Source organism: Massilia sp., assembly GCF_046293535.1.
Classification (GTDB): Bacteria; Pseudomonadota; Gammaproteobacteria; order Burkholderiales; family Burkholderiaceae_D; genus Telluria.
Map to the genome: position 1 here is coordinate 41711 of NZ_JBKBOV010000033.1, position 17587 is coordinate 59297.

14 protein-coding genes and 1 pseudogene are annotated in these 17587 nt (G+C 71.1%); 10 read left to right on the top strand and 5 right to left on the bottom strand.

Features of this window, described 5'->3' with window-relative positions; genetic code table 11:
* Window positions 1–10: 10 nt before the first annotated feature.
* The 6 genes from ACK4S9_RS16755 (at window position 11) to ACK4S9_RS16780 (ending at window position 5574) form a co-directional block, all read left to right on the top strand.
* Window positions 11–406 (top strand): c-type cytochrome, encoded by a 396-nt coding sequence (locus ACK4S9_RS16755; RefSeq protein WP_409727800.1) that lies wholly within the window; start codon window positions 11–13, stop codon window positions 404–406.
* A 15-nt stretch (window positions 407–421) separates the two neighbouring features.
* Window positions 422–1096, top strand: coding sequence for an MOSC domain-containing protein (locus ACK4S9_RS16760; RefSeq protein WP_409727803.1), 675 nt, complete (start codon window positions 422–424; stop codon window positions 1094–1096).
* Window positions 1097–1315: 219 nt separating this feature from the next.
* Complete coding sequence (locus tag ACK4S9_RS16765; RefSeq protein WP_409727806.1) at window positions 1316–1750, top strand: acetyltransferase; 435 nt, start codon at window positions 1316–1318, stop codon at window positions 1748–1750.
* Between the two features lie 278 nt (window positions 1751–2028).
* Window positions 2029–3123 carry a hypothetical protein gene (locus ACK4S9_RS16770; protein ID WP_409727809.1) on the top strand — a complete coding sequence of 365 codons (1095 nt, stop codon included), beginning with the start codon at window positions 2029–2031 and terminating at the stop codon, window positions 3121–3123.
* Window positions 3116–4366 carry a cation:proton antiporter gene (locus ACK4S9_RS16775; protein ID WP_409727812.1) on the top strand — a complete coding sequence of 417 codons (1251 nt, stop codon included), beginning with the start codon at window positions 3116–3118 and terminating at the stop codon, window positions 4364–4366. The genes ACK4S9_RS16770 and ACK4S9_RS16775 overlap by 8 nt, the downstream gene beginning before the upstream one ends.
* Window positions 4363–5574 (top strand): YbdK family carboxylate-amine ligase, encoded by a 1212-nt coding sequence (locus ACK4S9_RS16780; protein ID WP_409727815.1) that lies wholly within the window; start codon window positions 4363–4365, stop codon window positions 5572–5574. The genes ACK4S9_RS16775 and ACK4S9_RS16780 overlap by 4 nt, the downstream gene beginning before the upstream one ends.
* 15 nt (window positions 5575–5589) lie before the next feature.
* On the opposite strand, the gene ACK4S9_RS16785 is transcribed toward ACK4S9_RS16780, so the two are convergent.
* On the bottom strand, window positions 5590–6078 hold the full coding sequence (locus ACK4S9_RS16785) for a MarR family winged helix-turn-helix transcriptional regulator (protein WP_409727818.1): 489 nt from the start codon (window positions 6076–6078) through the stop codon (window positions 5590–5592).
* Between the two features lie 118 nt (window positions 6079–6196).
* On the opposite strand from ACK4S9_RS16785, the gene ACK4S9_RS16790 reads away from it, so the two are divergent.
* A complete protein-coding gene (locus ACK4S9_RS16790; RefSeq protein ID WP_409727820.1) occupies window positions 6197–9010 on the top strand; it encodes an EAL domain-containing protein in 2814 nt (937 codons plus the stop codon).
* Between the two features lie 282 nt (window positions 9011–9292).
* Window positions 9293–11668 carry a penicillin-binding protein 1A gene (locus ACK4S9_RS16795; protein WP_409727840.1) on the top strand — a complete coding sequence of 792 codons (2376 nt, stop codon included), beginning with the start codon at window positions 9293–9295 and terminating at the stop codon, window positions 11666–11668.
* On the opposite strand, the gene ACK4S9_RS16800 is transcribed toward ACK4S9_RS16795, so the two are convergent.
* The 4 genes from ACK4S9_RS16800 to ACK4S9_RS16815 all read right to left on the bottom strand — a co-directional run bounded on the left by ACK4S9_RS16800 (window position 11661) and on the right by ACK4S9_RS16815 (window position 15499).
* Window positions 11661–12218 (bottom strand): M23 family metallopeptidase, encoded by a 558-nt coding sequence (locus ACK4S9_RS16800; protein ID WP_409727823.1) that lies wholly within the window; start codon window positions 12216–12218, stop codon window positions 11661–11663. The genes ACK4S9_RS16795 and ACK4S9_RS16800 overlap by 8 nt on opposite strands.
* Before the next feature lie 89 nt (window positions 12219–12307).
* Window positions 12308–14161 (bottom strand): ATP-binding protein, encoded by a 1854-nt coding sequence (locus ACK4S9_RS16805; RefSeq protein WP_409727826.1) that lies wholly within the window; start codon window positions 14159–14161, stop codon window positions 12308–12310.
* A 76-nt stretch (window positions 14162–14237) separates the two neighbouring features.
* Entirely contained in the window at window positions 14238–15014 is a 777-nt protein-coding gene (locus ACK4S9_RS16810; protein ID WP_409727829.1) for an anti-sigma factor family protein, read from the bottom strand.
* Window positions 15011–15499: an RNA polymerase sigma factor gene (locus tag ACK4S9_RS16815; RefSeq protein ID WP_409727832.1), complete on the bottom strand. Its 489-nt coding sequence runs from the start codon at window positions 15497–15499 to the stop codon at window positions 15011–15013. The genes ACK4S9_RS16810 and ACK4S9_RS16815 overlap by 4 nt, the downstream gene beginning before the upstream one ends.
* 99 nt (window positions 15500–15598) lie before the next feature.
* Between ACK4S9_RS16815 and ACK4S9_RS16820 the strand changes: the two genes are divergently transcribed.
* Both ACK4S9_RS16820 and ACK4S9_RS16825 read left to right on the top strand, forming a co-directional pair.
* A complete protein-coding gene (locus ACK4S9_RS16820) occupies window positions 15599–16924 on the top strand; it encodes a S8 family serine peptidase (RefSeq protein WP_409727834.1) in 1326 nt (441 codons plus the stop codon).
* 94 nt (window positions 16925–17018) lie between these two features.
* Window positions 17019–17587: pseudogene (locus ACK4S9_RS16825) on the top strand (hypothetical protein); the annotation flags it as partial.

Here is a 17587-nt window from a genome sequence, read left to right on the forward strand (position 1 = left end):
GGGAGGGGCCGTGACATCGCGTGTGCTGCTGGCCTGCCTGGCCCTGTCGCTCGCCGCGCCGGCCGCGCAGGCCGCCGATCCCCTGGCGGCCGGCCGGGCCGCCTTCCAGCGCTGCGCCAACTGCCACCAGGTCGGGCCTGGCGCGCGCAGCCATTTCGGGCCACAGCTCAACGGCATCCTGGGCCGCCGCGCCGGCGCCGCGCCCGACTTCGACTATTCGCCGGCGCTCAGGAAAGCCGGCTTCACCTGGAACGACAAGAACCTGGCCGCCTTCCTGCGCGACCCGGATGCGGTCGTCCCCGGCAACAAGATGCGTTTCTGGGGCTTGCGCAGCGAGCGCCAGATCGCCGACCTGCTGGCCTATCTGCGCGCGCATCCGGCGCCGGCGGCAAGCGCGCGCCGATGACGATCCGCCCCTGAGATGGCCAGGCAGCTCGGCACCGTCCTGGCGCTCGCCGTGCGCGCGCCACGCTACGCACGGCGCGAGCAGGTCCAGGCCCGTTCCGGCCACGGCCTGGCGGACGATAGCCACGCCGATCCGCGTTCGCCGCGCCAGGTGCTGCTCGCAGGCGCAGCCGCCTACGAAGCCCTGGCGCTGCCGCCCGGCGCCTTGCGCGAGAACCTCCTTCTGGATCTGGACACCGCCGGCATGGCCTCCGGCACCGTACTGCGCATCGGCAGTCAGGCGCGCCTGCGCCTGAGTTTCCAGTGCGAAGCCTGCGGCAGCCTGGACCAGCATGCGCCCGGCCTGGCGCGCGCCATCGGCGCCCGCCGCGGCATGCTGGCCCGGGTGCTGGCCGGCGGAGAAATCCGCATCGGCGACCCGGTCACCGTGCTCGAGGAACGCTTGGCGGCGCTGGCGGAGGACTGGCGCGAGCGCGTGGCCCGGGTGCTCGAGGCGGTGCCGCCCGGACTGGTGATCGGCTACGCCGACCTGGCCCATGTGGCGGGCGTCCAACCGAGCTATTGCCGCGCCTTTCCACGCCTGCTCGCCCGGCTCGGCCCGGCGTATGCGGCGAGGGCGGCGCCGGCGCGCCTCGCCGCGGCCCTGGAGAGCTGGGACGGTAGCGGCTTTTACGGACCAGGCGAAGCCTAGGCGCCCAGCTTGCTCAGGGCAAAGGCGGCCGGGAAGCCCGCCGCGGCCCCGACCAGCAGGGCGCCGCCCGCCAGCAGTCCCCACAATCCCGCCTGCAGCCAGACCGGCACGGCCATACGTCCCTCCTGTGCGTCGTGACGATTGTAAGCACGGCAGGCCTGCCTTGAGGCACAATTGCGCTATTTGCAGCTATTTGCAGCTATTTGTAGAAGCGCCGCCATGCAGATCCGCCTTTCCACCGACACCGACACCGACGCCCTGGCCGCGATCTGGCGCGCGAGCGTGCGCGCCACCCATGATTTCCTCTCGGCCGCCCACTACCGCGAGCTCGACGTCCTGGTCGCCCGGCACTACCTGCCGGCGACCCGGGTCTGGGTAGTGGAGGACGCGGCCGGCCTTGCGCGCGGCTTCCTGGGGCTGAGCGGGGCCCACGTCGACGCCCTGTTCATCGACCCGGCCAGCCGCGCCCAGGGAGCGGGGCGCCGCCTGCTGCACCATGCGCAAGGCATCGCCGGGCGCTTGAGCGTCGATGTCAACGAACAGAACCTCCAGGCGGTCGGTTTCTACCGCCACATGGGCTTTGCGCTTACCGGGCGCTCGCCGACCGACGATGCCGGGCGCCCCTATCCGCTGCTGCACATGCGCCAGGAATGAACCGCCGGCGCGAGATATGTATAAGTACATTTGGACAAATTGGGTTGCCTTCGCACTATTTTTAGTCCATCATAGCTGGGTGGTGCCAGCCAGCAACGGCCCGGCACCCGATCAGCGATGAGGCGGTTGAGTCCGTTTCTTTTCGTCCCCCGCATCGTGCCGGGGGACTTTTTTCGGTGCCGCGGCCCATCCTGCCGCGGCTGGCGCGATCGCGGCGCCCGCCGGCCCACCGCCAGGCCGAGGCTGAAGCTTCCCCCTGCGCGCCCACCGGAGGAAACTTGAGCACAACGTTTTCCCCGACGTCCCCGGTATCCGGGGCCGTCGCTTCCCCGGCCCCGCTGCGCGGCCTTGCGCCCATGCTCGTCGCCGTGCTCGCGCTGGGCGCGCTGCATGTCCCGCAGGCCGGCGCGGCCGGACGCAAGCCGGCCGCGCCGCCTTTCGCCGACTTCAGCCAGCTGAGCGGTTCGCGCGCCGGCAGCTGCGCCGCGCCGGTCGAGCCCGGCCTGGCCGCCCTGGGCGAGCCGACGCTACGCCATTGCGCCTGGAGCCAGCACCTGGAAATGCTCTACTGGAAGGACGTGCCGGCCACGCCCAATACCTGCCTGCCGGCGCCGGCCATCGCCTGGCACCGCCTCGGCGTCGGAGTGCGCGCCGTGCTGCGCCCATGGCACGCGGCCGCGAGCGGCCAGTCGCTGCTGGTCCAGACCGGCGGCCTGGTGCAGGCCGGCATGGTGGCGCGCCAGGAAGACGGGCAGTGGGCGGTGGTGCTGTGGCGCTGGCGTCCCTCCGACCGGATTCCCACCCGGCAGTGGCAGGCCGGACACTGGAAAAAGGTCGCCGAAGCGGTCCGCGCGATCGACGCGGCCAATCCGGCGCCCGCCCGCACGCCCCTGATGACGGCCTGGCTGGAGGCCACCAACGGCAAGCCGCGCCTGCTGGGCGCCGACACCTGGCGCTGGGTCAGCGACGCGGCCTGCCTGGACCTGCGCACCGCCAGCCTGGGTCAGGCCCAGATGCACCTGCCGTATTCGCGCGACGACGCCCGCCTGGAGCAGCGCAGCGCGATGCAGGTGCTGCTGGCGCGGCGCTTCCCGTCCGCCGAGTGGCTGCGCAACTTCAGCCTGATCGAACCGGCCATTTCCGGCGACCGTACCGGCGCCAAGTTCCTCGCGGTCTGGCGCGAGAACGCCACGGTGTCGGGGCAGCTGTGGATTCCGCTGCGCGACCAGGGCGGCATCGTACGGGCGCGCATCTCGAGCGACCTGGCGGCCGCCCCGGAGGCCGCGCTGCAGGAGGCGGCCAAGGCGCGCGCCGCCGTGCTCGAGCGCGAACTGAGCGCGCTCGCCCATGCCTGGGAGGCCCGCCATGAATGAGGAAATCACGACGCCGCTGTGGCTGCTGTCGCCGCTCGCGGTGCTGGGCGGGGGCCTGATGCTGGCCCTGGTGCTGGGCATGCTGCTGCAGCGCTTCAAGGTGCCCAAGCTGTACGGGGCGGTGCTGGCCGGACTGCTGCTGGGCGCGACCGGCGGCAACCTGATCGACCGTCCGCTGCTGGCGCAATTCCAGGAACTGCTCAACGCCGCCTCGGCCCTGGTGCTGTTCGAGGTCGGCCGCAAGATGGACCTGGCCTGGCTTCTCAAGAGCGGGCGCCAGGGCGGCAGCCTGCTGCTGGCCACGCTGGCGCGCTGCGTGGCGGTGGCCGTGGTCCTGCGCCTGCTCGGGCTGCCATGGGGCGCCTCGATCTTCATCGCCTCGATCCTGATCGCCGTGAACCCGGTCATCGTCAACTCGATGGTGGCCGACGAGAACGCCAGCGGCACCAGCACCTTCGCCACCGCCAACATGGTCGGCCTGAGCAGCCTGGTCGCGCTCCTGATGCTGGCGCTGACGATGGCGTGGACCCGCAGCCAGGGCGTGGACGCCGGCACCGGCTTCGGCGAAGAGCTGATGCGCCAGGGCGGCAAGCTGGTGCTGGGCGCGGCGATCGCCTTGTTGTCCTACGGCCTGTACGCGGCCGCGACGCGCTTGTGCAAGGTGCCGGCCACCATGCGCCCCGGCATGCTGCTGGCGGCGCTCCTGATCGACCTCGGCCTGTGCTCGGTGTCGGCCGCCAGTTCGCTGCTGTCGCTCCTGTTGATGGGACTGCTGCTGCGCAACGTCGAGCGGCGCGACAACGTGTTCCAGGCCCAGCTCAAGACCGCCCAGGACATCGGCTACGTCCTGCTGTTCCTGATGTCGGCCGCGCTGGTCGACCTGCAGGGCCTGGCCCAGGGCTGGACGCTGCTGGGCGCCCTGGCCGTGTTCGCGGTGCGCATCCTCGCCACCCGCGCGGCCCTGGTGCCGGCCACGGCCTGGGACCGCAACAAGAAGCACGCGATGGCGCTGTCGATGTGCTCGCTGGTCAGCTATGGCGGCCTGGTGGTCGACACCACGCTCAACGCCTATACCGGGCTGGACGCGGCGTCCAGTGAGATGATGGGGGCGCTGCTGGCCCTGAACGTGCTGCTGGCGCCCGGCCTGACCTGGCTGGGGCTGCGCATGGCGGGCGAAACCTACCGCCAGGGCGCGCCGCACGAAGAGCGCAGCGTCGCCTACAAGGAGGAGATGAAAGCATGAGCGCACTCCTGAACAACGACGAAGCGGCGCGCCTGGCGCAGGCCCAGGCCCAGGCGGTGGCGGGCAAGGGCCCGGCCTTCCTGCCGGACTTCAAGCCCTCGACCCTGGGGACCATGGGCATCGAGCTGGAACTGATGGTGCTCGACCGCCTGACCTACGACCTGTTCCCGGCCGCGCCGGACATCCTGCGCGTGCTCGACAAGCACGACAAGCCCTGGGTCCACACGCCCGAGATCACCACCTCGATGCTGGAAGTGGCGACCTCGATCCTGCAGTCCTACGGCGAAGCCAGCGAGCAGCTCGAGCACATCCGCTCCACGGTCCAGCGCGCCGCTTTTGAAGTCGGCGCCTCGGTCTCGGGCGGCGGCGCCCATCCGTTCCAGCGCTGGAACGAGCAGCGCATCTTCCCGAAGGAACGCTATTTCGAGTCGGAGCGCAAGTACGGCTACCTGGCCAAGCTGTTCACCGTGTTCGGCATGCACGTGCACATCGGCGCCGGCAGCGCCGACGAGGCGGTGCGCCTGTGCGCCTGGCTGACCCAGCGCGCACCGCTGTTCATCGCGCTGTCGGCCAATTCGGTGTGCTGGCAGGGCGAGGTGTCGGGCTTTTGCAGTTCGCGCAGCAACGTCGTCGGCGCCTTTCCGATGAGCGGCATCCAGCCGCACGAGTTCCGCAGCTGGCAGGACTTCCGCGACTATTTCGACCGGCTGGCCGGCTTCGGCATCGTCAACAGCATCAAGGATTTCTACTGGGACGTGCGGCCCAAGCCGGAATACGGCACCATCGAGCTGCGCGTGCTCGATACCCCGCTGCGGCCGGAATACGCGGCCGCGCTGGCCTGCTATGCGCGCGAGCTGTGCATCGAATTCGCCGACCAGCCGGGCCGCTGGCCCGCCAACGGCAGCCGCGAGCTGTACACCTGGAACCGTTTCAACGCCGCCCGCGACGGCGTCGACGCCAGCTGGATCGATCCGGAAACCGCCGTGTCGCTGCCGGTGGCCGAGGTCATCCGCGCCGACCTGGAACGGCTGGGCCGCCGTTCGACCGATCCCGATTTCCCCAAGGCGCGCGCGGTGATCGAGACCTTGATGAAGGATGGCGGCCAGGCCGGCCTGCTGCGCCGCCACCTGGCCGGCGGCGGCGGCATGAACGACCTGGCGCGCGTGGCCAGCGAGATCTTCGAAGCGCGCCAGCCGGCCGGCGCCTAGGCCGGCGCAGCCGGTTCAAAGCTGGGAAAGGGGCGTGCGTCCGGCCGTTTCGTCCACGTCGAGCCGGGCGATCAGGCGCGCCAGGTTCTGCTCCAGCTGCTGCAGGGTCGCCTCGTCGAGGCTGGCCAGCGCGTCCGGCAGCACGCCGGCGAAGGGCTGGGGGGCGCGCGCCAGCACCGCGCGCCCGGCGTCCTGCAGATGCAGCGCCACGTTGCGCCGGTCCGCGCCCTCGCGGCTGCCGGTCACGTACCCCTTCTCGACCAGTCCGCGCACCAGGTTGCTCGCGGTCGACTGGTGGATGTCGAGTTCGCGCGCCAGCCCGGTGGCCCCGATGCCGGGCTGGCGCTCGATGACCGACAGCGCCCACAGCTGGGCGCCCCCCAGTCCCGCCTCGCGCTCGACCTGCCGGAAGTGGCTCTTGACTGCATTGAAAACGATACGGAACTGCCGCAGGACGCGTTGCGGCTGCTCGTCCTGGGCGAAAGGGGCGGGATTTTCTGGCATGGCGCGATCATAGCGGAAATTCGGCGCGCCGGCACAGGCGGCCGCGGCCTTTGCACAGCCAACGTGGCCCGGCCGAAACGTGGCGCGGCGCCGGCGCGCATTTGCTAGGATAGGCGGCATGAATCGGCTGCTCGCCCATCCGCTGCTACAGCGGCGGCGCATCGTGTCGCGCTCCGCCATGGCGACCCTCCTGGCCGGGTTCGCGCTGACGGCATCCCTGTTCGGCGTGGCGCGCGAACTGGAGGCGGAGGGTGCGCGCGCCGATCTCGAGCAGCGCGCCGCCGTGCGCGCGGCGGCGGTCATGCGTGCCTTTGCCGACGCCATGCACGACCTGCGCGCCCTCAACCTGCTGTTCGTCGCCAGCGGCGGCACGGTCTCGCGCGACGCCTTCGATGCATTCGCCCAGCCGCTGGCCGCCGGCGGCGGCTACGTCAAAGCCCTCGAATACCAGCGCTTCGTCAGCCTGGCCGAGCGTCCCGCTTACGAAGCGGCGCAGCGCCGCTTCTGGCTGGATTTCACCATCACCGAGCGCACTTCCAGCGGCGAACTGCGGCCTGCGCAGCCACGCGAGCGCTACCTCGTCAACGATTACGTGGTGCCGATCGTCGGCAATGCCGGCGTGTTCGGCTACGACGTGCTGACCCATCCCGTCGAGCGCGCCACCATCGAGCGCGCGATCGACTCCGGCGCCGCCACCGCCAGCCCGCTGCTGCGCCTGGTGCAGGGCGACGGCTCGCTGCGCGGCATGGTGGTGGCGATGCCGGTCTACCGCGCAGGGGCGGACCTGGCGAGCGTGGCGGCGCGGCGCGCGGCGGCCCTCGGCATCACGGCGGTGGTCATCGATGTCGGCGTGCTGGTGGGAGGCAGCCTGCATGCCGCGCGCCTCTTGAGCGGCGCCGATGCCGCGCTGACGCTGCACGGCCGGGCTCCGAACGGCGCCCGCGTGGCGGTATTCAGCCACCCGGGCGCGCCGGCCCCGCAGGGGAACTGGGAACGCTGGCTGGGCGGCGGGCCGAGCACGCTCAGCCATCGTTTCACTGTGGCCGGTTCCGATTGGGAACTGAGTTCGGTGCGCCAGGCGCGCCGCCTCGACAGCCAGGTGGGTTCGCTGTCGATCCTCGGCTACGGCTGTGTGCTGACCCTGGCCGTGGCCGCCCTGGTCCAGCAGCGCAGCGCCCGCACCCGGCGCATCGAGTGGCTGGTCGAACGGCGCACCGCCGACCTGGCCCTTACCGCCGGCGCCCTGCGCCTGCACCAGCGCGCCATCGAGTCCGCCGCCAATCCGATCCTCCTGATCAGCGCGGGCCGGCCCGGCTATCCCGTCGAATACGCCAACCCGGCCTGCGAGCGCACGCTCGGCTACGGCCCCGGCGAACTGGCCGGCCAGCCGCTGGCCAGCCTGGTGCAGGCGGACGGGGACGACCCGGGACTGGAAGAGCTGCGCCAGGCCCTCCATGCGCGCCGCAAGGGCCACGCCCTGGTGCGCCAGGCGGCGCGCGATGGCCGCGAACTGCTCAGCGAGGTCTACATCGCCCCGGTTAACGACGCGCACGGAAACACCGAGCATTTCGTCGTCACCACCTACGACGTCACGGTGGCCAAGCGCTACGAGGCCGAGCTGGCGCACCGGGCCCGCTACGATACCCTTACCGGGCTGGCCAACCGCGCGCTGCTGGCCGACCGCATCGAGCGCGCCATCGCCACCGCCGCGGACGGGATGCCGGTGTGGGCGGTCGCGCTCGACATCGACCATTTCAAGCTGATCAACGACACGCTCGGGCGCCGACTCGGCGACGAAGCGCTGCGCGTGCTCGCCGCGCGGATAGCCGGCGCGCTCCGCCAGGCCGACACCGCGGCGCGCTCGGGCGGCGACGACTTCATGCTGGTGTTCACCGAGTGCCGCGACGAGCGCCAGGCCGCGGCGCGCCTGCAGGCGGTGCGCGACGCGATCGCCGAGCCACTCGAGGTGGGCGGGCGCAGCCTGGTGTTCGGCTCCAGCGCCGGGGTGGCCGGCTACCCCGCCGACGGCCGCGACCCGGAAACCCTGGTCAAGCACGCCGAGGTGGCGATGTACCGGGCCAAGCAGACCGGCCGCAACGCGGTGCAGTTCTACGCGCCGCACATGAATGCGCACGCCAGCGACCGGCTGGCCCTGGAAGGCGCGCTGCGCAACGCCTTGCGCGAGGACCAGTTCGAGCTCTACTTCCAGCCCCAGGTGGAACTCGGCAGTGGTCGCGTGGTCGGCACCGAGGCCCTGATCCGCTGGCGCCACCCGCACTTCGGCACCGTGCGGCCGGAACGCTTCATCGCGCTGGCCGAGGAAACCGGGCTGATCGTGCCGATCGGCGCCTGGGTCCTGCGCGCGGCCTGCCGCCAGAACCACGACTGGCAGCGCGCCGGCCTCGGGCAACTCCGGATCGGCGTGAACCTGTCGGCGCGCCAGTTCTCCGAACCCGACCTGGTCCAGACCGTGCGCGCGGTGCTGGACGAGACCGGATTGCAGCCGGATTCGCTCGAGATCGAGCTCACCGAAAGCATGATGATGGCCGATGTCGAAGCGGCGATCGGAACCATGCGCTGCCTGAAGGCCATGGGCGTCAAGCTGTCGATCGACGATTTCGGCACCGGCTATTCCAGCCTGGCTTACCTGAAGCGCTTCCCGGTCGACGTGCTCAAGATCGACCGCTCGTTCGTGCGCGACATGGTCAGCCCGGACGGCGCGGCCATGGTCGACGCCATCATTTCGCTGGCCCACGGCCTGCGCATGCAGGTCATCGCCGAAGGCGTCGAAACCATCGAGCAGCTCGACTCCCTGCGCGCCTACGGCTGCGACGAAGTGCAGGGCCATATCTACGGCCGCCCCGAGCCGGTCGGAGCGATCGAAGCGCTGCTGCGCAAGGGCAGGGTAGAGCCGAGCCCGCTCCATGCCTGAACCCATTGCCGCGGCCGGACGCGCGGCAGGCGAGCCGGACCGGGGTCGGCGCGCCGGTCAGCTATACTTGTCGCATACACAAGGCGCACAGGAATGTGCGCTTCACCGGCATTCGCAGCAAGGATTTCTATAGTGGATCAGGAAGAAAAGAGCGGCACCCGTGACGGCGCGCACGACAAGACTGGAAACGGCGCGCCCGGCGCCTCGCGCGGTGCCGCGCTCGGCCGCCATGGGCGGCGCCTGTTCGAGGGCGCGCGCGGCCGCGCCCAGGCGGGGTATTCGATGGCGCAGGCGCGCCTGCGCGACCGCCCGCGCTGGGAGCAGGCCCTGCTCATCGGGCTGTGGAGCATGGCCGCCGGCCTGTCGGCCTTCTTCCTGTACCTGGTGATCCTGATTCCGCTCACGCCCGGCATCGACGACCTGCGCCAGGCCAGCACCGCGCGTCCCAGCGTGATCCTGTCGAGCGACGGCAAGGAGCTCGGCAGCTTCGAGAAGGGCCTGCAGGAACGGATCAAGCTGTCGCAGATCTCGCCGCACGTGATCAAGGCCCTGATCTCGACCGAGGACCACCGCTTCTACGACCACCACGGCGTGGATTTCCGGCGCGTGGCCGGCGCCCTGGTCGCCACCCTGAAGGGCGACCCGCAGGGCGGCTCGACCATCACCCAGCAGCTGGCGCGCAACATGTTCCCTGAAGAGATCGGCCGGGCGCGCAGCGTGAACCGCAAGATGAAGGAGCTGATCACCGCGATCAAGATCGAGAATACCTACAGCAAGACCGAGATCCTCGAAGCCTACCTGAACACGGTGCCTTTCCTGTACAACGCCTACGGCATCGAGATGGCGGCGCGCACCTACTTCGGCAAGACGGCCGCGAAACTCGACGTGCTGGAAGCGGCGACCCTGGTCGGCATGCTCAAGGGCACGCACTACTACAACCCGGTGGCCAACCCCGAGCGCTCCAAGTCGCGCCGCAACGTGGTGCTGTCGCAGATGGCCAAGCACGGCGCCTTCTCCGAGGAGCGCTACCGCACCTTGGCCAAGCGTCCGCTGCGGGTGCGCTTCGCGCGCCTGAACGACCGCAGCGGCAAGGACGACCATTTCACCGCCTACGTGCGCAAGTGGCTGCTCGACTGGGCCGAAGAGAACGACTACGACCTGCAGCTCGACGGCCTGGTGGTGCACACCACGCTCGACATGGAGCTGCAGGCGGCCGCCGTGCGCGCGGTCGAGCGCCAGGCCAATACGCTGCAGGCGATCGCCGACGTCGAATGGGCCTACCAGGGCATGCCGCGCTCGACCTCGGCGGGCATGTACACCTCGATGCGCCGGGACGTCGATCCCTTCGCCTGGTACTGGCGCTCGCGCGGGCGCGAGCTCGACGCTTTTGTCCGCGAAAGCGGCGAATACCGCCAGGCGGTGGAATACGGCGAAGCGCCCGCCGCCGCACTCAAGCGCCTGAAGGGCGACCGCGCCTTCATGCGCGAGCTGAAGGCCACCAAGTCGCGCCTCGAAGCCGGCTTCGTGGCGATGGACCCGCATACCGGCGAGGTGCGCGCCTGGGTCGGCAGCCGCGACTTCGAGCGCGACCAGTTCGACCACGTGGCCCAGGCCGCGCGCCAGCCCGGCTCGACCTTCAAGCCGATCGTCTACGCCGCCGCGCTGGAGAGCGGCATCCCGCCAGACCAGACCTACCGCGACGTGGTGCAGGACATCAAGGTGGGCGGCACGGTCTGGCGCCCGACCGACATGTCGGGCAACAGCGGCGCGATGATGAGCATGCGCGACGGCCTGATCTACTCCAAGAACACCATCACCGCCCAGGTGATGCAGCAGGTCGGCGTGAGCCCGGTCGTGCGCCTGGCCCAGGGCATGGGCATCCGCCAGAGCAAGCTGGCGGCCGTGCCCTCGCTGGCGCTCGGCACCAGCCCGGTGACCCTGCTAGAGATGGTCAGCACCTACAGCACCATCGCCGCCCAGGGCGAATACCGCAAGCCGGTGTTCGTGCGCCGCATCACCGACCGCGAGGGCAGGACCATCGCCGATTTCGCGCCGGAGGCGCCGCAGCGCGCGCTGTCGCAGGATACGGCCCTGAACCTGATCGACATGCTGCGCGGCGTGGTCGACCGCGGCACCGGCGGCGGCGTGCGCTACCGCTTCGGCGTCCAGGGGGACCTGGCCGGCAAGACCGGCACCACCCAGAACAACACCGACGGCTGGTTCATCCTGATGCATCCCAACCTGGTGGCCGGCGCCTGGGTCGGCTTCAACGACAACCGCGTGACGATGCGCAGCAGCTACTGGGGGCAGGGCGGGCACAACGCGCTGCTGCTGGTGGGCGACTTCATGCGCAGTGCCCTCGACAGCGGCAAGCTCGACCAGAACGCGCTGCTGCCGGGGGGACGCACTCGGCCGTCGCGCCCTGCCGAAGAGCCGGTGTACGTCGAGGAAGGCCCGGGCGAACTCGAGATCGACGAGGGAATGTCCGACGAAGAGGTGCCGGACCCGGCCCCGATCGAGGACGAGGAGGAACCGATCGAGACGCCGATCCAGCCGGTTCCGGTACAGCCGGCGCCGGTGCAGACGGCGCCGCCGCCGGTCCAACTGCCGGATATCCCGCCCCCGCCGCCGAGCTCGGGCGAGGAAGAGATCATCTAGCGCTAGGGCCGGCCGCCGCGGCCTGGGCCGGCGCGGCGCCGCGCAGCAGCGGATAGGGATTGAGCGGGCCGTCCTTGCCGTACACGCCGTAGTGCAGGTGCGGCGGCGTGGTCCTGGCATTGCCGGTATTGCCGACGTAGCCCAGCACCCGGCCTTCCTCGACACGCATGCCCGGCGCCACGTCCGAGAAGCTGTCGAGGTGGGCATAGTAGTGGCGCTGGCCGCCCGGTCCCAGCACCCACACCACCTGGCCGCCCAGGCGGTTGGTCCCGACCCGCAGCACGATGCCTTCGGTGGCGGCGCGCACCGCCGTGCCGCGCCTGGCGAAGATGTCGATCCCCTCGTGCCTGCGGCCCTCGCTGCGGCTGGCATGCCAGGTATCGCGCAGCGCCCTGGGCCGCACGCCGCTCACCGGCATCGCAAGCGTGGTCGGGGCCGGCATCGCGGCGAGCCGCATCGCATACACGGCATGCCGCACCCAGGGCTCGAGCAGGCCCCAGGCGCCGATGAGGAGGACTGCCAGTAGCAGGCTGCGCAGGAAGATTCGCATGTCGGCGTGCTCCATGAAGCGTTCCGCGACGGGAACGATAAGGCACACTTATGGGCGAAGCCCGGGATTCCCAGCCTTGTATCGGCGCTTCAGACCGGGTCGAGCGTGGGACGGACCGCAGCGCCCGCGTCCGCCTCGACGGCCGGCGCCGCGTCCTGGCGCAGCGGCAACACCAGGGTGAAGGTGCAGCCCTGGCCATGGCCCGCACTGTGAACCGACACCCGGCCTCCATGCAGGGCGGTCAGCTCCTTCACCAGGGCCAGGCCGAGGCCGAGCCCACCCTGGGCGCGGTCGATGCTGCTCGGGCCCTGCACCAGCACGTCGAAGATCTGGGGCAGGAGTTCGGGCGCCAGGCCGACCCCGGTATCGCAGAACTCCACCACGACCTCCCTACCTTCGGTCTTGCAGCGCACCGTGATGCTGCCCCCGGCCGGGGTGTACTTGATGGCATTGTGCAGCAGGTTGTCGACGATCTGTTCGAGACGGGTGCGGTCGCCGTCGACCCAGCCGGGCGCGAGCTCGGTTTGCCAGGCGTGCTTGCCGGCGTCGACCAGGCGCTTGGCCTCGACGCAGGCACGCAGCACCTCGGCCAGGTCGACCGGCGCGCGCTGCAGCACGATCTTGCCCGACAGGATGCGCTGCACGTCGAGCAGGTCGTCGACGATGCGGATCAGGTGGCGCATCTGGCGCCGGCTGATGTCGCGCGCATTGGCGGCCAGTTCCGGCTTCACGCCGGGCATGTCGAGCACGCTCATGGCCCCCGAGATCGCCGCCAGCGGGTTGCGCAGTTCGTGGCCCAGCATGGCCAGGAAATTGTCTTTGGCTTGGCTCTGGGCCTCGGCCAGGCGGCGCGCGCGCTGCTCGCTCACCAGCAACTGCTCGCGCTCGTGCTGCAGCGCCTGGCGCGCCGCGCTTTCGCGCGCCAGCGCCTCGCTGGTGTAGTGCAGGCCGTCGAGCAGGACGTCGACTTCGTCGACCTTGGTCGGGCGCGGGCGGGCGATCGCGCCGCGCGCCAGCGCGTTGGCGACGCTGCCGGCCTGCTGCAGGGCATTCGACAACTTGTTGCCGAAGAACATGGCGGTCAGGATCGCCATGGCCATCAAGAGGAGCAGGGCCAGCGTGGCGTAGGTAGCGGCGGTGCGGGCAGCCGCTTCGATCTCGGCCACCGGCACCCCGACCACGATGGTCCAGCCCGTGGCCGCCGAGCGCGTGTACGCGCCGTACACCTCGAGGCCTTCATGGGTCACGTGGCGCAGCACGCCGCTGCCGGCATGCAGGGCGGCGCTGCGCATCTCGGGATGCATTGGCTTGCCGGCGGAGGCCGCGCCACGGTGGTTGCGCGTGATGGTCACGCCCTTGGCATCGAAGATCCCGACCAGCCAGGTGGGCTCGAAGGTGCTGTTGGCGAATACCCGTTCGAAGTAGCGGGTGTCGAAGATCTGGCTCACGACGTGGCGCGCGCCGCTGCCCGCCGGGGTCGGCACGTCCACCGAGACCACGGCGCGCCGGGAGGTGCTGCCGACGAAATAGCCCGATACCCGGGTCCGGTCGGCGCGCAGGACCTCGGCCGCGAACGGGCGTTGCGATCCTTTCAGGTCGGCGCCGAAGGGCACCAGGGTATTGAAGACCGGCCGGGTATGCTCGTCGACCAGCATGGTCCAGGAAAGCGCGTCGGCGCCGTTCAGGCGCGTGGCGAGCCGGTAGACGCGGGCGAAATTGCCTTCCTCGAGGGACTCGGAATTGGCGATGACGCGCAGCAGCGCTTCCTTGGCGGCGATCTCGCGGTCGACCAGCAGGGCGGTGGCACGCGCGGTTTCCTGCACCCGGTCGATGCGCGACTCGCGCTCCCAATCGAGCAGCATGGTGACTCCGAGCCAGAAGGCCAGGGCGACCGGGATCAGGATGGCGGCTGCCATCAGATACAGGTAGGTGCGGGTCTTCATCCGTGTGGCTGAGTTGCGGCTGGCTGTGTTTGCTGAACGTGACGAAAGCTTAACAGGTTTCCACCGCGAACGAACACTACTGCCGAGCGGGGCCTGCCTGCCAGCCACGGTCACGGGCCTGCCGCTCGGCGGCGGCGTCGAGCGTGGCCCCGCTGATGCGGGCGTCGATCGCGTCGAGTACGGCCGGCGGCAGTTGCGCCGACGCCTGGCGGTAGTCACCCGCGGCCGCACCGCTGTCGGCCAGCACCGGCACACGCCAGTGGCCGCCTTCGCGGCAGGCCAGTCCGCTCGATCCGCCCAGCTGGAAGCTGCGGCAGTAGGCGCCCGACTGCGCGACGAAACTCAGGCCGATCCGGATGCCGCCGCTGCCCGGGTCTTGCGCCAGTTGCCGGTCCAGTGCCTGCGCCAGGGGTCCGCGCGCGCTCAGCGCGCCACCGGCATCGCGCGCCAATGCCAGTTCGCCTCCGGCGCCGAACCAGCCGCTGCCCAGGCTGCCGGCAAGCACTCCCACGGCCAGCGAGGCGGCGAGGGCGCCCCAGCGCGGCCAGGCCCGGTGCCGCCGCTGTTGCCGCTCCTGGCGCTCCTGTTCCTGCTGCCGGAGCGCGTCGCGCGCGCTGCGCGCGGCGTCGAGGTCGTGCACGCGCGCCGGCAGCGGCGCCTGCAGGCGCTGCGGCGCCGGCTCGTCGAGGATCCCGGCAAAGGCGGCGAAGACGTCGCCGCGCAGGGCCTGGTGGCGCGCGACGGCGGCCGCCACCGCGGGATCATCCCGCATGGCCTGGGCAATGGCGGCGCGCTGCTGCGGGTCGAGTTCGCCGTCGGCATAGGCCATCAGGGTATCGTCGTCGTAGGTCATGGTCGTGCTTTCGTCTGGTCGGACAGGATTTGTTGCAGGGCTTCGCGGGCGCGGGCCAGGCGGCTGGTAAGGGTGCCGACGGGAATCTCGAGCACCTCGGCGGCTTCCTTGTAGCCGAGCCCGTCCACCAGCACGAGGCCGACTACCAGCCGGTGTTCCTCGGACAGCAGGCTCACCGCTTTCTGGATCGCCAGCCGCTGCTGGTGGGCCTGCGCGAAGTCGTCGCCGACCTGCTCGCCCGCTTCTTCGGGCGCGAACAGCTCGTCGCGGCGGGCGCGGCTGCGTACCTCATCGATCCAGGCGTTCTTGATGATGCGAAACAGCCAGCTGTCCAGGCGCGTACCCGGCGTGTACTGCTCGCTGCGGCCGAGCGCACGCTCCATGGCGATCTGGACCAGGTCGTCCGCATCTTCGCGATGGTAGGTGAGCGAGCGCGCGAAACGGCGCATTCGCGGGAGCAGGGAAGCAATCTCGCTGGCAAGCATGTTCGTCGGTCTTTTCAGGTAAAACGTGCGGGGAGGGGATTTTATTCCCTCGCTCGCACGTTAATACATATCTCCTGCGCAATAATATATGATCCCCGCATGAAACCGGACCGTTTTTCCCGCCGCCTGCTCATCGTTTGCCTGGTGCTCGCGGCCGCCGCCCCGGCGCGCGCCCAGCTCGGTTTGCCGTCGCTGCCGCCTTTGCCCCTGCCGGAGCGGATCGGCCCGGCGGGGCTGGGCGAACTGCGGCGCCCGCTCGAGCGCTTGCTGGACCGGACGCCGCTGCTTGCGCTCGGGCGCCTGCGCGCCGACCATCTCGCCGGCCTGCTGGCGCGCCACCCGGACCGCCTGCAACAGGATCCTTTCGGGAACCTGGTGGTGCGCGGCGAGATCCTGGCCTGGTCGCCCACGCCGGCAGGCTTGCAGGCGGCCGCGGCGGCCGGGCTGGCGGTGGCGCGCCGTGAGGACTTCGCCGAACTGGGCCAGGCGCTGGTCGTGTTCAGCGTAGCGCCGGGCGGTGGACCGGACATCGCCAGCCTGCTGGACATGTTGCGCGCCGCCGACCCCGAAGGCGTCTACGACTTCAACCATGTATTCAGCGGCAGCGGGACGCAGGGCGGCGCGCGTGCTGCGCCGGTGCCGGTGTCGGCGCCAGCGGTCAGGCCGGGGCCCCGGGTCGGCCTGGTCGACAGCGGCGTCGACCGCGCCCATGCCGTATTCGAGGAGGTCGAGATCCGCCAGTGGGGCTGCGGCGGCGCGCAGCGTCCGGCGCCGCACGGCACCGCGGTGGCCGCGCTGATGGTCGGCCGTTCCGTCCATTTCAGCGGCGCCGCGCCCGGCGCCGGCCTGTACGCGGCCGATGTCTACTGCGACGAGCCGACCGGCGGTTCGGTCGCGCGTATCCTTGGCGCGCTGGGCTGGCTGGCCCGCGAGCAGGTCGGGGTGGTGAACCTCAGCCTGGTCGGCCCGCGCAATGCCGCGCTGGCGCGGGCGGTCGAGGCGATGCTGGGGCGTGGTCACCTGCTGGTCGCGGCGGTCGGCAATGACGGGCCGGCGGCGGCGCCCCTGTATCCGGCCAGTTATCCCGGGGTGGTCGGGGTCAGCGCGGTCGACCGCCGCGGCCAGCCGCTGCCGGAAGCCGGGCGCGGGCCGCAGGTGATGTTCGCGGCGCCGGGCAGCCAGATGGTCAGTGCCGTGCCCGGCAAGCCGCCGTACCGGCAGGTACGCGGCACCTCGTATGCGGCGCCGATCGTCGCCGGGCTGCTGGCGCGCCAGTTACCGCATCCGGATCGCGACGGCGCCCGCCGTGCGCTGGAGCATCTCGCGCGTGAAGCCGCCGGCAGCCAGGATGGGAGCATCAGCAATGCGACCGGTCACGGCGTGGTCGGCGCCGGCGTCCGGATCGACCCCGCGCAACTGCGCTGAAAAATTTTTTGCGTCGATGGAATAATTCGGCTCAGCAGTTCGTTCTCCTTGTATCGGCAGCGAAATCACTCGCGCCACTGACAAGGAGAACAGCATGAACACCACGAAGATCGCCCAACAACTCGCCATCGCCCTGACCCTGGGCGTCAGTGCCTGCGCCCATGCCCAGTTGCTGGGCGGCGGCCTGGGCGGCTCGGTCGGCGGCATGGTCGGCGGCGGCCTGGGCCGCATGGGCGGCCTGGATGCGTCGAGCATGGTGCGCGGCGGCGGCCGCCTGGATGCCGACGTCGCGGGTTCGGCACGGGGTATGGCGAACCGGACGGCCGAGCGCGTGCGCGAAGCACGTCCCGAGCCCCAGGCGGCGGATGCGGCCGCCGGGCGCCTTGCGCCACTGCGTGCGGCGGGCCAGGACGGCACCGGCAAGGGCAGCAGCGCGCTGCACCGCCTCCCCGATGCGGCAGGAACGGTGTCCGCCACCGTCGCGGGCACCGGCGCGCTGTCGCAGCGCAGCGAGGGCGGGCGCACGGGGGCCGCCGGCGCGACCGGCTCCGGCGAAGGCGGCGCCGGCCTGGGCCTGGATGCAGCCGGCGCGGCGAGCCTGGCAGGCGACGCCGCAGTGGCTGCGGGCGCGAGCGCGGGAGCGCTGCGTGGACAAGCGGGCCG